General features: G+C 33.5%; 10 protein-coding genes. 1 reads left to right on the top strand and 9 read right to left on the bottom strand.

Translation table 11 applies throughout. The features are described 5' to 3' along the window. Nucleotides 1-10: 10 nt before the first annotated feature. The 8 genes from LPC21_RS04700 to LPC21_RS04665 all read right to left on the bottom strand — a co-directional run bounded on the left by LPC21_RS04700 (nt 11) and on the right by LPC21_RS04665 (nt 12,231). Nucleotides 11-1,420 carry a glycoside hydrolase family 30 protein gene (locus LPC21_RS04700; RefSeq protein WP_229318550.1) on the bottom strand — a complete coding sequence of 470 codons (1,410 nt, stop codon included), beginning with the start codon at nt 1,418-1,420 and terminating at the stop codon, nt 11-13. 52 nt (nt 1,421-1,472) lie between these two features. After that, nucleotides 1,473-2,909: a glycoside hydrolase family 30 protein gene (locus LPC21_RS04695; protein WP_229318391.1), complete on the bottom strand. Its 1,437-nt coding sequence runs from the start codon at nt 2,907-2,909 to the stop codon at nt 1,473-1,475. Between the two features lie 32 nt (nt 2,910-2,941). Beyond that, on the bottom strand, nt 2,942-3,778 hold the full coding sequence (locus tag LPC21_RS04690) for an endonuclease/exonuclease/phosphatase family protein (protein ID WP_229318389.1): 837 nt from the start codon (nt 3,776-3,778) through the stop codon (nt 2,942-2,944). 88 nt (nt 3,779-3,866) lie between these two features. After that, nucleotides 3,867-4,958 carry a glycoside hydrolase family 16 protein gene (locus LPC21_RS04685; protein WP_229318387.1) on the bottom strand — a complete coding sequence of 364 codons (1,092 nt, stop codon included), beginning with the start codon at nt 4,956-4,958 and terminating at the stop codon, nt 3,867-3,869. Nucleotides 4,959-5,027: 69 nt separating this feature from the next. Further along, a complete protein-coding gene (locus LPC21_RS04680; protein WP_229318386.1) occupies nt 5,028-5,957 on the bottom strand; it encodes a hypothetical protein in 930 nt (309 codons plus the stop codon). A gap of 18 nt (nt 5,958-5,975) precedes the next feature. Next, a complete protein-coding gene (locus LPC21_RS04675) occupies nt 5,976-7,574 on the bottom strand; it encodes a PKD domain protein (RefSeq protein ID WP_229318384.1) in 1,599 nt (532 codons plus the stop codon). 12 nt (nt 7,575-7,586) lie between these two features. Next, the gene (locus tag LPC21_RS04670) at nt 7,587-9,098 is read right to left on the bottom strand and encodes a RagB/SusD family nutrient uptake outer membrane protein (protein ID WP_229318382.1); all 1,512 of its coding nucleotides are present in this window, start codon (nt 9,096-9,098) and stop codon (nt 7,587-7,589) included. 13 nt (nt 9,099-9,111) lie between these two features. Next, entirely contained in the window at nt 9,112-12,231 is a 3,120-nt protein-coding gene (locus LPC21_RS04665; RefSeq protein ID WP_229318380.1) for a SusC/RagA family TonB-linked outer membrane protein, read from the bottom strand. A 620-nt stretch (nt 12,232-12,851) separates the two neighbouring features. Here LPC21_RS04665 and LPC21_RS04660 point away from each other — a divergent pair. Beyond that, nucleotides 12,852-15,383, top strand: a complete 2,532-nt coding sequence (locus LPC21_RS04660) for a helix-turn-helix and ligand-binding sensor domain-containing protein (protein WP_229318378.1) — start codon at nt 12,852-12,854, stop codon at nt 15,381-15,383. Between the two features lie 15 nt (nt 15,384-15,398). Here LPC21_RS04660 and LPC21_RS04655 read toward each other — a convergent pair whose 3' ends face one another. After that, nucleotides 15,399-16,688, bottom strand: coding sequence for a UDP-N-acetylmuramoyl-tripeptide--D-alanyl-D-alanine ligase (locus tag LPC21_RS04655; protein WP_229318376.1), 1,290 nt, complete (start codon nt 16,686-16,688; stop codon nt 15,399-15,401). Between the last annotated feature and the right edge of the window lie 12 nt (nt 16,689-16,700).

The following is a 16,700-nucleotide window of genomic DNA, read 5'->3' as shown; positions in this document are numbered from 1 at the left end:
TAAATATAAATTAATAAACCAACGTTTGAATAGCGTGTGGCGGTATTTCAACTATTGTTTTTTCAGTGCCTAAAATCAAATTGTATTTTATCTTGTCTGAAGATGAATTCATAACTACTGTCACAAAACTTCCATCGAGATTCTTAAATGTAGTACTTAACAAATTACTTCTACTTGAAGCTGTACTTATACGTTTGGCATCAGGGCGTATAAATTTAGAAAAATGCCCGATATAATAATAACTTGGAGTATAAATTAACTCCCCAGTTTTCATATCCGCATGTATGGGTGCAAAACAAAAATTCCCTTTATGATTGGGCCCTCCATTTTCGTCCAAAAGAATATTCCAATCGGTCCACCCAACGGTTCCATTATTAAAATCATTAATCATCGAAGTTCCGTAACGTTCTGCATTCCCCCAAAATTGATATTTTTTGGCATCAAAACGTTCTACACAACCTTCGGTAAACAATAAATTTTTAGAAGGATAAGCTTCATATACTTTACGAACATTATCAAACATGGGCTGTCCACCAGACCATGTTTCATACCAATGAAACCCCATTCCCCATGCGTATTTAGAAGCTTCTGGATCATCAAAAATTACATTAGCTCTATAATTCATTAAATCACGATTGTGATCCCAAACTACTATTTTTTTTGAACTTAAACCCTCTTTTTGCATTGTTGGTCCAAGATAATTTTTAAGAAAATTTCTTTCGGCATCAGCAGTGAACAAACAGGATTCCCATGTTTGAGTAGCCATTGGTTCATTTTGAATCGTAATTCCCCAAATAGGCATGCCTTCTTTTTCGTAGGCTTTTACAAACTTGGCATAATAATTTGCCCAAGCCTGATAAAATTCAGGTAATAAGGTTCCTCCTTTAAGCATGGTTTTGTTACTTTTCATAAAGGACGGAGGACTCCAAGGGGAAGCATACAAAAGCAAATTTCCACCTGCAGATTGAATGGCACGTTTGATCATTGGAATTCGATATTTCTTGTCATGATCTATTGAAAATGTTTTCAATTCCTGATCTCCTTCTTGAATGTAGGTATAACTTTCACTTGCAAAATCAGAACTATGAATAGAAGTTCGCAACAAAGAATACCCTATCCCATTTTTTTTATCATAATAGGCTGTGATCAACTCCGCTTGTTTAACTGCACTCAATTTTGCAAAAACCTCGGCACTTGCATCGGTTATTGCGCCTCCAATTCCCATAAAATTTTGGAAGGATTGAGTAGGATTTACATAAACTGAAATCTCGCTTTCAATAGGTTGTTGAGAAGGGATAAAATTTAGGTTGTTTGTTGGGGTCAAACGTAAATCTGTATTTTCTGCTGTAGTAAATACTTGGATTAACTTTTCTTTAGAATATAACTTTTGTATCTCTTGCCCGTAACTTGAAAAGGACATGATTATTATACTTAAAATACTGTATTTTAACATGGTTTGAAATTTGAATAGTTTACCAAATAAAAGTAGCAACAGCACCTGCATCAATAGCGGTTGTAACCCATTTTCCATTTGACTTTATGTTAAATAATTCATTAGCAGACCCATCATTTTCAATGATAAGAACTGTTTTTCCCGTTGGTGTTTTAAAAGCCACTGTATTTAAATTGGGCGTTTGATTTGAAGCAATACGAACCGAACCCGCAGGAACAAATTTAGAAGCATGAGCAATAATATAATACCCAACATTTCGCTCAAAACTATCAGAACCATTTATAGTTAAACCCCCTTTACAAGTAGAACATCCGCCTGGGGTAAAAGGTCTAAAATTAGCATCGTTAGCTAAATTCCATTCCATTGCCACTTTGCTCCAGTTGCGCATAGAACCAATAATTACATTTTTCAAATGCCACTTTAGGTCACCATCAAAAGTGCCTGAAGTACCCGTATATTGTTCGGTAAAATAAAGGTTCTTATTTGGGTAAGCATTATGAACGGTAGACATAGCACTTATATCACCTTCATACAAATGAAATGCAGAACCATCCACATAGGGATTAGCGCCAACATCATTTAATATTGCCAAGGGATATTCTGGTTTATTGCAATTATGATCGTAAATTATAATTTTGGTAGTCAAATTAGCATTGGCAAAAGCAGGTCCTAAATAATTTTTAATAAAATCTGCTTGTTGCAAAGCGGTCATATACATACTCGGATTATTTCCTGGATGTAAGGGTTCATTTTGAGGAGTAATTGCGGTTATTGCAATGCCTTCCTCTTTCATTTTTTGAATATATTTTACAAAATAATTTGCATAAACTCGGTAAAATTCTGGCTTTAGACTTCCTCCAATAAAGCTATTATTATCTTTCATCCAGGTAGGTGGTGACCAAGGTGTAGCTATAATTTTCATTTGCGGATTGATTGCCAAAATTTCTTTTAACATTGGAATCAGGTCATTTTTATCGGGGTTCAAACTGAATTGTGATAAGCTTACATCTGTTTGACCTGCAGCTAAATCATTGTAAGAAAATGGAGCCGCATTCAAATCAGAAGCTCCAATGCTAATTCGGAGATAGCTAATTGAAATCGAATTGTCATTTTTTCCGAATAATTCTTGCAATAAATCTTTTCGTTTTTGCGTATTCAATAGGTTAATACTCTGCGCACTTCCACCTGTCAAAGTAAAACCAAAGCCATCAATAGTTTGATAGGTTTGTGTGGCATCTACTTCAATACTTGGATATACATTGTAAGTAGATCCAAATGTCAAAATTCCAGTTTGCTTTTGTAGAAAAGTATTTTTGGCTCCATTCGTTAACCAATAATCAACTTCATTTACTTGTACCGAAGGGACTTTAGGAGATACCTCAGGCAATACTGTATCAGTAGATGAGGAACAACTAAACAAGCTGATGGATAAACTTAGTAAAGAATATAGGATCATATTTTTAAACATAAATAAATTAGTAAATCAAATTATTTAATTTCCACATAAACTGGAAAATGATCTGAGGGGTATCTAAAATTTTTTGAATCCGTTAAGACAGCATACTTTTTTACTTCAAATTTGGCATTTTTAGAAATAAAAATGTAGTCTATTCTTCTAGTAACTGGTTTGTCAAATTCAAAATTATTAAAGGTTCCATTAGGTCCAAATGGTTTTTGCAAACTAATTTCACTCGCGTCATTCATTTGCATTTTAAGAGCTACAATTGATTTGTCGTTGGGTTCCAAATTAAAGTCACCCATAAACACAATAGGATACTGATCTGTATTGTACTGTTCAATTTTTGAAAGTATTAGTTTAATTCCATTAGCCCTTGCTTGCTCCCCAATATGATCTAAGTGAGTATTAAATATCCAAAATTTTCTTTTGGAAGTTATATCCTGAAAAAGAGCAAATGTACATACGCGATGACAAGCAGCATCCCAACCTTTAGATATTGCATCAGGTGTTTCAGATAACCAAAAAGTATTCGTTGTTATTACTTTTAGCTTTTCTTTTTTATAAAAAATATTGGAAGACTCTCCTTTACCTTCGCCTTCTCTACCTATACCAACTTGGTTGTAGTGAGGAAGCATTTGCTCTAAATCTAGAACTTGATTAGGCATTGCTTCTTGCACCCCCATAATATCAGGTTCGTAGAATTGAATTTGTGAGGCAAAAAAATCTTTTCGAACAGGCCAGGCATTTTGTCCATCAGAAGCAACATCCAACCGAATATTATAAGACATCAGTTTTAAATTTTGACTGTAGCTTAGACTTCCTAGAATCAAAATAATTAAAATCCAAATACGTTTATCGGTTTTCATAATGAAATGGTATCAATTCTTCAAGAAAGCTTTTATCCAACTTACAAATAAAAGCTTTTTATGAAGAACTCTAAGTTAACAAACCTTTTTAATTGAAAACTCTGATGTAATCTACTTCGAAAGTAGATGATGTAAAACCAGGAGCAATTGCACCGCCAAAATTACCGCCCATTGCACAATTAATAATCAAGAAAAAGTTTTGATTAAATGGTAATGATGAATTATTTGTGAACGTATGGAACAAGTTGCCATCGACATAAAATTTTATACTGTCGGCTCTCCAGTCTAATGTATAAATATGAAACTCTGAAGACGCATTTGTAATTGTAGTGGTTCTTGAAACCGCATTACCTCCTGAAAAATTGGGATAATGTAGGGTACCATAAATTTTGTTTGGTGTATTTCCTACGTGCTCCATGATATCAATTTCGCCACAAGCAGGCCAACTAGCTGTTGTAATATTATTTCCTAACATCCATAAAGCAGGCCATGTTCCACCACCTAATGGTAATTTTGCTTTAATCTCTACTTTACCATATTTGAAAGAAAATTTACCTTGTGTTTTAATTCGAGCGGATGTATAACTACTTCCTTGATAGGTCTCTTTAATAGGAGTAATAATTAACTTACCGTTTAAAACCTTAACATTCTCGGGACGATTCGTATAGTATTGTGCTTCATTATTACCCCATCCCCAATCTCCAGTACCTAAATCGTAAGCCCATTTGGTTGCATCAGGCGCGCCATCAACATCAAATTCGTCTGCCCAAATTGCTTTTGGAGCAACATAAAGTGTTAATGCAACAGAAGTGCTAATAAATTGTGAGCCATTGTAGGCAGATACATAAACGGTATATGAATTTGTTCCGCCAGCATTATAGGTATACGTTAAGGATCCTGTAGTAGTTTCTTTAGTTTCACCATCTCCAAGAGCAATCTTGTAGGATTTTGCATTGGTTGCACTAAATGTGAAACTAACCGTTCCACTACCATCTCCATTTGGATTTTGTGTTGAAACACCCACTGGAGTTGCAACAACTACTAAGTTTGATGGTTTTACTACCGCTTCACCTCCAGTTGTATCAGCTGCATCGCCACTACATGAAAAAAACATAAACGCCGATAAGAAAACACTTAACATAAGCTTAGATTTAGTGAAATTATTAAATTGTTTTTTCATTTTAAGATCTATTGGTAATAAAGAATAAACTCAGAACCAATGATGATTCTGAGTTTATAATGATTAATACTATTGTGCTGGTACTAATTTTAAATACCACGCATTTCCTGATTCAGGACCGTATCCTAAAACACGTAAATGCATTGCTGTTGGTGTGATAGAAAGAATTTCATATTCTTTTTGCACAGAAGCTACACCGATATAAGTATCTACTCCAGATAATACAATACTGGTTTGAGTTGAAGGAGTGGATGCTGCAAAACCAGAAGATGCACTTGCAAAACTAAATGCTGAAGTTCCTCCACCGTATGCATAGCAACCTTCGTCTCCAGAAGCAGGTATTCCAGGCAAACTCGTGAAAGCACCTGTTTTTGTAAAGGCACCATCTGGATTAGTTACTTGCAAAGTATAATTGAAAGCACCTAGTTTGGTAAATTTAAACCTAGTAGTGTAGAAACAATTAGCTGTTGCTACTTTTTCATTAACATTAGCAGACCACCAGATTGGTGCAGGATTATCAGCAGGACCTACACCAAAATGCGCAGGAACTGATTTATCTACTACCCAAGTCTTGTTTGAATCTCCAGTTAAAGCCGTAACAATTGAGGCTGCTGGAGCAAAACTAACTTTAACAGTAACTTCTTTTGTAACTGTTGTTGCTACACCTCCTGCACCATAAGCTACAATTGTAATTTGGTACGTTTTGGTTCCATTGGTAGAATACTTTTTAGTGATTTTTCCATTTGGAGCATCCACTAAATCTACAGCATCGTCAGCGTCAAAATCAACTTTTGTAGCCAATACATTTTTTCCTGTGATAGTGAAATTTACAACACCAGTTCCATCACCATTTGGATTTGCAGTAGTTTTACCTACAACATCGGCAACAACTGTAAGCTCAGACGGACTTGTTAAAGCACCAAATTCATAAGTATCTTGTTCACAACTGGTAAAACCAATTGCAATTAATACTAGCATAAAATATTTTATATTTTTCATTTTATATCCTTTTTAAAATTAAACTCTAACAAGTTTGAAAGACCAAAACACTCCATTTCCTGCTTCAATAACCAATTCCATTGTATTATTCCCGTTTGATAAAACTACGTTATACACAATTGAACTAGGAACTGCAACATTTGGCAATTCACCGCTGTTATTAGCCTTTGGTAATCCTAAATAAGCTCCTGAACCATTGATCGTAACTTTATTAGTTGAAGAGTTGTAAGTATAAGTTGCTGATGCTCCATTATGAGGTGCAACAGGAGCTCCACAGGCATTAGCAGTTCCTTGCCAAGCTTCTAACCAAGTACTACTTCCTAACACATTACTAAATGATCCATTAGTAGCAAAAACATAGGTATCGTCAAACAAACAAGCTCTTGTTGTTACATCTTGTACTGAATTTGACCACCAATTTCCTGCACCATAACTATCTCCCACTTTCAAAGCTCCCGCTTCTGGCGCTAATTTCCAAGTTCCTTGGATACCTGATGCTGGTGTAGGGTTTTTATAAAAATATAAATTGTCTATAAATACAGTACCGCCCGATGAAGCGAATAACATTTGAGTGATCGCCGATTTGTTAGTTGTAAAATCTGATAAAGGAATATCTACACTTACCCAATTCATTCTAGTAACCGTTGACAAATCAACTTGAGATTCTTTAGTAGGTCCATTCGGCTGACTTGTATTTACAATTTTGAAGCCAAGTGTAGTTGCATCTGGTGTCCAATAATCAAAATGCACATAGGTCATATTGGATAAATTAGTTGCATTACCATAATCCGTAACAATTCCAGTATAATTAAGCGCACCATATTTCAGAGTGTTATTTGATCCAATGGTTACATTAGTCAAAACTGTTGATTGTCCCCAACCTGGATTCCATTCAGAAACTCCAATATTAGTATAAGCATCACTAAAAATAGATACTACATCACCAGCAATTCTACTAGGAGGTGTTGGAGCTGCAGTAGTAGGAGCCATGATGGCAGTAACTACAAAATCTTCTTGGTAGTTAGTAGTTCTGACAGCACCACTTTTAGATACAATTTTTATTGTGTAGGTACCTGCATTTGCATAAATATGAGAAGTAGCTTCTCCATTATTTACTTGAACTGGAACCTCATTCGGAACATCTCCAAAATATACTTCATAAAACAAAGCAAAATCTGCTGTAGCACGAACTGTTACTTTTTTAGAAATAGCTCTGTCATTCTCAATAGTTACAACTAAATTTTCAGGAGATCTAAAAGATACATTAATTTGTTGTGTACTTTCAGTTCTTTTACCTGTGATTCCAATTGCAACAATTTTAACAGTATAAACTCCTTCTCTGTAAATATGAACTGCTGAACTACCTGCGCTCACTATTGCAGGTTGTGCAGTTCCATCCCCAAAATACACTTCAAATTTAGTAGCGCCTTCTCCACGAGGAGTTAAAGTTACTTTACCAGAGTTATTTTGAGTAATTGTCGCTAAAGCAGACACTGCTGCTGGATCGGAGGCACTAGCCAAGAAACTGGTGTCGCCATCAATTCCTTCCGGAACACTACAACTTATTGTTACAGCTAGCATTAATAGAAAGCTGAATAGTAATTTTATATTTTTCATAGTTATCTAAATTTATTGATTATATCCAGGATTCTGAACCAATTTAGTGTTTAGCAATTCTTTATATGGAATTGGGAAAACTTCATTTTTACCTGCTTTAAAACCTCTTGAGGCCAATTTAGTAGCAGCATCTCCCCAACGAACTAAGTCAAAGAAACGGTGCCCTTCACCAGCTAATTCAGCTCTTCTTTCAGCTTTAATTGCAGCCAAAGAAACTGGAGTACTGGCAAGCCCAACTCTAGCTCTAACAGCATCCAATAAAGCTTGCGCTCTAGCACCAGTTCCGCCCAAAGCTTCTGCTTCCATCAAATAAGAGTCAGCCAAACGAATTACATACGAATTTTGTCTGTAATTCAATACCGGCTCACCTGTGCCTGTTGTAACATCAGAACGTCTTGGAATAAATTTATTCAAGAAATAACCTGTGTCTTGATACCCTCCAATGTAAGAAGCTTTTCCTCTTGTTTGCAAGTCTTTCATATCTAAAACTGTTGCAGCAAAACGTGGATTCAGTTTAATAAAATCATAGAAATCTTGTGTAAAAACATTAAAACTCCAACCCGATGGTAAATCTGGTGCGTCAGAAGCAATTTTAGAATAGGTTCTTGGCCCACACATTACATTCGTTGAATTTCCTTCATCAACTCCGTTACCCCAATTTTCCCATCCGATACTAGAAGCGTTGGTATGAGCAACTTCTAAAATGGATTCTGTGTTGAATTTATTATTTACAGTCCATAAATCAGCGAAATTTGCCAATAATCGATATCCATATTGACTAGTTCCACCTGGTGTTCCATTTACAGCAGCTAATTCTGCAGCAGCTTGCGAATTTTTATTTTGATATAAATACACTTTACCTAATAAAGCACGCGCAGCACCCTTAGTAAAACGAGCGGATTCTGCAGCAGAAACAGTTGTTGGTAAATTAGTGATTGCTTCTGTCAAATCTTTTTCAATTTGAGCATAAACTGCAGTTGGATTAGCCTGAACAACGGTGTAAAATTCCGAAGAAGACATTGGTACAGTAATTAATGGAATGTTTTTAAACATTCTAACTAAATTAAAATAATAATTCGCACGCAAAGCTTTTGTTTCGGCAGTATAACGATCTATCAACGCAGCATCCATTGGAACAGAAGCTAACTTCGTTAACAAATAATTTGCTCTAAAAATCCCTTGATAATGATCATTCCACAAACTAGAAGGCATAATATTTGCATTAATTGTGTAGTTTGAAAACCCTTGGATTCCAGCTCCATCTGTAGCTCCACCACCACCTGCATAATGATCGTCAGAACCTGCATTCATCATGGTAATCATATTCTCAAAACCCCCTGAATTTTTTCTCATGATGTCATAAACAGCAACTAATCCAGCAAAGGCTTGTTCTTGATTTTGATAGTAATTACTCTCCAGATTAGTTCCTTTAGGCTCCACATCTAAATACTCTTTAGAACATGAACCTAATGATATAACTGCGGCAGTTACAAAAGATAATAATTTAATATTTATTGTTTTCATAATTTAATTTATATTAAAATTGAACATTTGCACCAAACATGAAAGTACGTGCTTGAGGATAATATCCTCTATCAATACCTAAAATATTTCCGCCAATTTCTGGGTCAAAACCTGTATACTTAGTCAACGTAAGTAGGTTTTCTCCAGTTACATAAAAACGAACTTTTTGTGCTCCTACTTTATTTACAAAACTTGATGGTAAAGTATATCCTAATTGAACTACTTTAAGACGGATGTAATCTCCTTTTTCTAAATAAAAATCAGAAGAATTTCCAAAATTTCCATTAGTATCATTGTTTGTCAATCTTGGATAAGTAGTTGAAGTTCCTGGGCCTGTCCATCTAGATAATGCTTCCGTTTGATAATTAGCATTCAAAATATCCAATCGTCTTATCCCTTGAAAAATATGATTTCCTGTTGCTCCTTGAGCAAAAGCCATCAAATCAAATCCTTTGTATTCTAGATTTAAAGTCAACCCAAAAGTAAATTTAGGAAGTGGACTTCCTAAAAATTGCTTATCATCATTAGTAATGGCGCCATCACCATTAGTATCTGTCCAACGGAAATCTCCAGGACGTGCATTTGGTTGAATTAAACCACCTGCTGAATTGGTATAAGCATTAACTTCATCTTGAGTTTGGAAGATTCCTGCAGTTTTAAAACCATAAAAGGAATTGTAAGATTGACCCACTTGTGTTCTAGTAATTTCTCCCATTGATTGAAATCCTGCCACACCATTAGTAATAAATTGTTTTCCTTGGCCTAAGAATGTAACCTCATTTTTAAGATAAGATACGTTACCATTAGCAGAGAAATTAAATTCTCCCATTTTTTTACGGTAACCTAATTCTACCTCGACACCTTTATTTTCCATGTCAGCAACATTTCCTAAAGGACTACCCGTTGCTCCTACATAACCTGGTAAATCAACATATTGAAGAATTCCAATTGTTTTTTTGTTGTAATATTCAACAGTTAAATTCAAGTCGTTGAATAATTTGGCATCAAATCCAACGTTGAACTGAGAAGTTTCTTCCCATTTCAAATCAGGATTAGAAGGTGCACTTGGACTATTTCCAGAAGATATAGTAGAACCTGCACTACCAAAAGTATAGTTACGACCACCATCAATTAAAGCTAAGAAACCATTAGCAGCAATGGCATCATTTCCAACTACACCATAACCTCCTCTAATTTTAAGGGAGTTTACTATCTTATTTTCTTTCCAAAAACCTTCTTTAGAAACTACCCATCCCGTTGAGAAAGATGGAAAAATTCCAAATTTATTATTTGGTCCAAAATTTGAAGAACCGTCACGACGAATAATACCTGTAAATAAGTACTTTTCATTGAAAGCATAATTCAAACGAGAAAATAATGAAGTTACTCTATGTTCCTGAGTTGTATAAGATGCTCCAACACGTTGTGCAGTTGGCAAAGGAAAGTTGAAAGATGCTTCTCTATAATCGTTAACTGGTAAATTAGTATGAGCTACATAAGAACCTCTTGTATTATTATCAATATAAACCCCTTGACCAACTAATACAGTAAAATCATGTGAACCAATATTTTTAGTATACGATGCTGTGTTCTCAATATTCCATGCAAATGTTTGATTAGTGGCACGAGTCAAACTATTTTGAGAAGACAATACTGTAGGACTTAAATAAAATTTAGGTGTAAATGCCTCATCACCCCAATAGGCTATTTTACCTCCCATAGAAGATCTAATTTTAAGATTTTCGATTGGTTTGATTTCAGCAAAAACATTTCCAATAAAATCGTCAGACCAATTGTAGTTTCCTAAACGAGTATTTACGTAGGCAACTGGATTTGACATTTCTTGTCCCACTATAGAAGAAATACCGTAAGGATTTCCATTAGCATCTCTAAAAACAGGATTGCTTGTATAAATAGATGAATTAGCTACAATAGGATCTGTAATTACAACGGGAGTAATAGGATCTAAATTCAAAGCTGAACTTAATGGACCTCCAAATTCACTATTAGTATTACCTAAACCTACACCTTTTTGATGTGTATAACCCAAAGTTTGACCTATTTGAATTTTTTTACTCAAATTATGAGTGGAGTTCAAACGAATACTTTTCTTATTGAAATTAGAAATTGGTTTTGAAACAATACCTTGTTGATCTTGAACACTAAATGAAGCAAAAAAAGTAGAAACATCATTTCCACCACTAAAACTAACTTCATGATTAGAACGTTGTGCATCATTACTGAAAATTTGTTTTTGCCAATCAGTTCCTTTACCTAAACTAGTTAAATCAGAATATAAAATTGGACCACCTCCTGCAACAGATTTCTCGTTCATCAAAGCACCATATTGTGTAGCATTTAATAATTTAAGGGTTTTTTCTGGAGCAGAAACACCAGTAAACCCAGTATAATTAACACTAATCTTACCCGATTTTCCTTTCTTAGTTGTTACTAAAATAACACCTGAGGCAGCACGCGCACCATAGATAGCCAAAGAAGCAGCATCTTTAAGCACTTCGATAGATTCAATATCAGATTGATTAACAAAACCAATTCCTCCAGAATCTACAATAACACCATCAACAACCCATAAAGGATTATTTCCTCCATACGTATCAAAAGTGGTTAAACCTCTAACACGCACTGTTGAAGCGGCACCTGGCTGACCCGATTGTGCAGCAATGGTAACACCAGAAACTCTACCTTGAAGTGTTTGTTCAATTCTACCATTAGGTACTTTCTCTAAATCTTTTGCTTTAACGCTAGAAATTGCACCAGTTACAACACTCTTCTTTTGAGTACCATACCCTACTACAACAACTTCATTTAAATCTTGAGATTGCGACTTTAACTTAAAAGTTAATGACGTTTTACCATTAATGGATTGTTGAATAGAAGCATATCCAATATAACTTACAACTAAAACACCATTTTTAGGAGCTTTAATTTCAAATGCTCCATCAAAATCTGATGTTGTTGCCTTGGATGTCCCTTTCAATAAAACGGTAGCCCCTGGAATAGACAAACCATTATCATCATACACTTTCCCCTTTACGACAAGATCTTGTGCTTGTACATAAATAGAGAAAAACAAAGACAAAAAACAAAAAATAAATAATTTCGTTAATTTCATTTTTCTAAAATTTTGGTTAATTAATTAGTAATATGGCACAATATTATTGTAATTATTTTAAATAAAAGAAAAAAAAATCTATACAAAAACACATCAAATGCTGATTTTATAAAATACAAAAACACATCATAAAATTTATAATTAATTGATTATAAATAATTTAAAAAAATAAAAAATATATTTGTAAAAAAATAAAATCTGAAAGTAACTTACAAATGGCAATTTGAATTAAATTAGCAAAAAATGAACTTTTCTAATTCTGTATTTTACAAAATTTAACCATGAAAATCATAAAAAGAAACTCTTTTCTTGCATTTTTCCTATTACTTCACTCTGTATTTGTAGGCCAGGTGAAAAGCATTGGTATTCCAGAAATTAGAAACTACAAAAGGACAGATTATAAGGGTGGTACCCAAAACTGGAATATAGACCAAGACGCTAATAATAATTTATATTTCGCCAATAATGATGGAATGTTTATGTTTGACGGAACCGTTTGGTCCAAATATGAACTACCTAACAAATCCGTTGTCCGATCTTTAAAAACGCATTCGTCTGGAAAAATATTCGTGGGGGGGTATAATGAATTCGGTTATTTCAAACCAAATAGTAATGGAAAATTGGTCTATTTTTCATTATCTAAATTCCTAAAGAATAAGAATACTATTTCAATTGACATTATTTGGAAAATACATCAACTCAAAAACGAAATAATTTTTCAATCGTTTAATGCTGCCTATATCTTTAAAAACAATCAGTTAAAAATTATAAAAGCACCTACTCGATTTCAATTCTCTTTTCTCGTAAAAAACACTTTATATTTTCAAGATATCAATAAAGGTATTTTAAAATATAGAAATGGAAATTTAACTGCAATTCCAAACTCTACTTTACTCAACAATACTGAAATTTGGGGGATGTTTCCAATTGATAATAAAATAATTATAAGCACATTAGACAAGGGACTTTACATTTATCAAAATAACAAAATTGCACCTTGGGATACCGATGCAAATTGGTTCATTAAAAAAAATAGTGGCCTTGGTGGTGTTGCAATGAAAAACAATCATCTCGTACTGAATTCAGTTGTAGATGGAGTAATTATTTGTGATCGAAATGGGAAAATCATTCAACATATCAACCGAAAAAAAGGCTTACAAAACAACACCTCACTAACGTCATTTATCGATAAAAATGAGAACCTTTGGTTAGGATTAGACAATGGAATATCTTTTTTAAATGAAAATTCTCCATTTACATTTTTTGGGTCGAGTTACAATTTAAGTACAGTTTATGCTACTATTGTACATAAAGAAATATTATATGTTGCTACCAACCAAGGCGTATTTTACCATCGATGGAGCATCCCCTTTAGAGAAGAGGATTTTCAACTTATAAATGGTACAGAAGGCCAAGCTTGGAACCTACAACTTATAAATGGTACTTTATTTTGCGCCCATAATAGAGGTGCATTTATATTAAATGGCAATTTGATATCACGGACACTAGACAGTACTGGATACTGGAGTTTTAAAGGTGTTCCGGGCAAACCTGATAAGATAATTGCCTCTAACTACAATGGTTTTTCTCTATTAGAAAACAGGAATGGAAATTGGGTGTTAATAAATCAAATAAAAGGATTTTCAAAATCTGTAGGTGAATTTGAGCTTTCCAATACTAATTTATGGGTTAAGAAAGATGAGAATTTATTCCAATTAAAATTAGACTCGAATTACTCTAGATTTATAAGTATAAAAACACACAAGAAGCTATCTGAAAAAGACAGTGGGATTACCAGTGTTCAGCGGATAAAGAACTCTGTTGTTTTTCAATATAATAATCATTTTTACACCTACTCAGAAAAGAAAAACAAATTTGAACCCAATATGTTTTTGACAAAAATATTTCAAAAAATTCCAAAAACTAACACAATTGTGGAAGATAAGGCTGGAAATATTTGGTATGTTGTTAAGGAGACATTAGGGGTTTTAAAAAAGACACCAAATGGAACATACACAAATACTAGTAATCCGTTTCTCAATTTCACACAATATCTAGTATACAACAATCTATCTATTAATACTCTAGATTCTAAAAATATATTTATAGGACTAACCGATGGATTAGTACATTATGATTCCAATCAGTTAAACAACATCAACAGCAAACCAAAAGTATTTATTCAAGATTTCACAACTCAAGAAACTACAATTTATACTAGTTCAAATACATCTGTTGATAAAAAAATAACCATCCCATACGCTTCCAATTTCGTGAAATTTAGATTTTCATCTCCGACATTTGAAAATGTTGAAAATATAAAATATTCATACAAATTAAACGGATTTGACGAGGAATGGAGTAACTGGTCGTCGGCAACAATTAAAGAGTATACAAATCTTAGAGAGGGAAAATATACAATGAATGTTAAAGTCAAAAATAGTTTTGGAATTATTTCAGACACCGCATCCATACCCTTTACAATTTCACCTCCTTGGTACAGACATTTTATTGCTTATCTATTTTACTTGATATTGATTGGAGCAACTATTCGTGTTATTCGGGATAGAATTAAAATTAAAATTCGAAGAAATAAATATTACGAAACAATAGAACAACGTCGATTGTACTTAGAAAAAGAAGCTAGAATCCGTCAAGAACAATTTAATTTAGAAAAAGAAATTGAAAAATTAAATAATGATAAACTACAGCTCAATTTATTAGCAAAAGATAAAGAACTGGTAACCAATTCACTTCAGGTGGTGAAAAAAAACAAAATCTTGAATGGTATAATTCAGCGTTTGAAAGATATAGACACCTCTACTTTTGATGAAACTAATAAATTTCAATTTGAAAAATTACGTAAAAGTATCCTTAAAGAAGTAAATTCGGATAAAAGCTGGAAGGATTTAGAAAAGCATATAAAAAATGTACACTTTGAATTTTTAAAACGGCTAAAAGAAAAACATCCGACAATTTCTCCGAGAGAATTGGATTTGTCAACCTATTTATTGATGAATATGTCAACAAAAGAAATCTCTGAAATTATGAATATTTCAGGAGGTGGAGTAGAACTTGCTCGTTATCGTTTAAGAAAAAAATTAGAGCTTGAAAAAAAGGAAAGTTTAACCGGGTATCTAATGAGAATTTAAACTTCACAAGCACCCCTATTTTTCAAAAAAATCTAAAGTACGTTCTAAAGCCATTCCCCTAGAGCCCTTAATTAAGATAGTGCTGTCGTTAATTTTTTGTTTATTTAAATACGTTGCTAATTCATCAAAAGTTGCATGAAAATGGAAATTTTTTGCTTCTATATTATGGACAAAAAAATCAGCACCAACAAAATGACAATCAATTTCATTTTGATTAGACAAAGAATTCACAATTTGTTTGTGTTCGTAAAGACTTTCATCCCCTAATTCAAACATATCTCCTAAAATGGCCATTTTATTTGGGCGATCTAACTGTTTGAAATTTTCAATTGCTACAGCCATACTACTTGGATTGGCATTGTAAGCATCTAAAATGATTTGGTTTGTTCCTTTAGCAATCATTTGTGATCGATTGTTTTCTGGAATATATCCTTCTAAAGCGGCCTTGATAGATGCATTAGGAACTTCAAAGTAATTACCGATTGCTATGGCAGCATTTATATTATTAGCATTATAAAGGCCAATTAAATGCGAGGTTATTTTCAAATCTTGAAATTTGACAGTTACGAATGGATTTGCAGTAACTTGAGTAATCGAAACATTAGCCGTCGTTGTATTAAGTCCAAAAGTAAACTGATTTATAGATCGCGTTTTTTCAACTTGAATACTATCTTCCAAATTAACGAAAACTAATTTATTATGTTTGAACAGATAAGAGTACATTTCACTTTTGCCTTCTATAACTCCTTCAACACCTCCAAAACCCTCTAAATGCGCTTTGCCAAAATTAGTAATATAACCAAAATCAGGCTGGGCTAATTCACACAAAAACTCAATTTCTTTTTTGTGATTGGCACCCATTTCTACAATCCCAATTTCTGTTTCAGACGTAAAAGAAAGTAAGGTCAATGGAACTCCTATATGGTTGTTTAAATTTCCTATGGTAGCTTTGGTAGTATACTTTGAAGAAAGTACCGAATAAATCAGCTCTTTGGTAGTCGTTTTACCATTACTTCCTGTAAGGGCGATGATTGGTAATTTTAAATAATTTCTATGATACTGCGCTAATTGCTGTAGTGTTTTAAGACTATTTTTTACCAAAATAGTTCTGTCATCAATACAGTAATTAGAATTGTCTACTATAACATAGGAAGCGCCTTTTTCTAGAGCTTCTTTAGCAAAAGTATTGGCGTCAAAATTATCGCCTTTTATGGCAACAAATAACGAATTGGGTTGAATTTTTCGGGTATCAATTGAAACCGAGGTGCATTTTAAAAATACTTCGTGAATTTTTGCAATATCCATATATTGGAAATT

Source organism: Flavobacterium ammoniigenes, assembly GCF_020886055.1.
Lineage (GTDB): Bacteria > Bacteroidota > Bacteroidia > Flavobacteriales > Flavobacteriaceae > Flavobacterium > Flavobacterium ammoniigenes.
This window is presented reverse-complemented; position numbering and strand designations above follow the sequence as displayed.

Bases quoted from the DNA above. Each gene is read 5' to 3' on its own strand.
- LPC21_RS04675 (WP_229318384.1), bottom strand. From the start codon at position 7,574: ATGAAAAATATAAAATTACTATTCAGCTTTCTATTAATGCTAGCTGTA.
- LPC21_RS04670 (WP_229318382.1), bottom strand. From the start codon at position 9,098: ATGAAAACAATAAATATTAAATTATTATCTTTTGTAACTGCCGCAGTT.
- LPC21_RS04695 (WP_229318391.1), bottom strand. From the start codon at position 2,909: ATGATCCTATATTCTTTACTAAGTTTATCCATCAGCTTGTTTAGTTGT.
- LPC21_RS04665 (WP_229318380.1), bottom strand. From the start codon at position 12,231: ATGAAATTAACGAAATTATTTATTTTTTGTTTTTTGTCTTTGTTTTTC.
- LPC21_RS04685 (WP_229318387.1), bottom strand. From the start codon at position 4,958: ATGAAAAAACAATTTAATAATTTCACTAAATCTAAGCTTATGTTAAGT.
- LPC21_RS04700 (WP_229318550.1), bottom strand. From the start codon at position 1,420: ATGTCCTTTTCAAGTTACGGGCAAGAGATACAAAAGTTATATTCTAAA.
- LPC21_RS04680 (WP_229318386.1), bottom strand. From the start codon at position 5,957: ATGAAAAATATAAAATATTTTATGCTAGTATTAATTGCAATTGGTTTT.
- LPC21_RS04690 (WP_229318389.1), bottom strand. From the start codon at position 3,778: ATGAAAACCGATAAACGTATTTGGATTTTAATTATTTTGATTCTAGGA.
- LPC21_RS04655 (WP_229318376.1), bottom strand. From the start codon at position 16,688: ATGGATATTGCAAAAATTCACGAAGTATTTTTAAAATGCACCTCGGTT.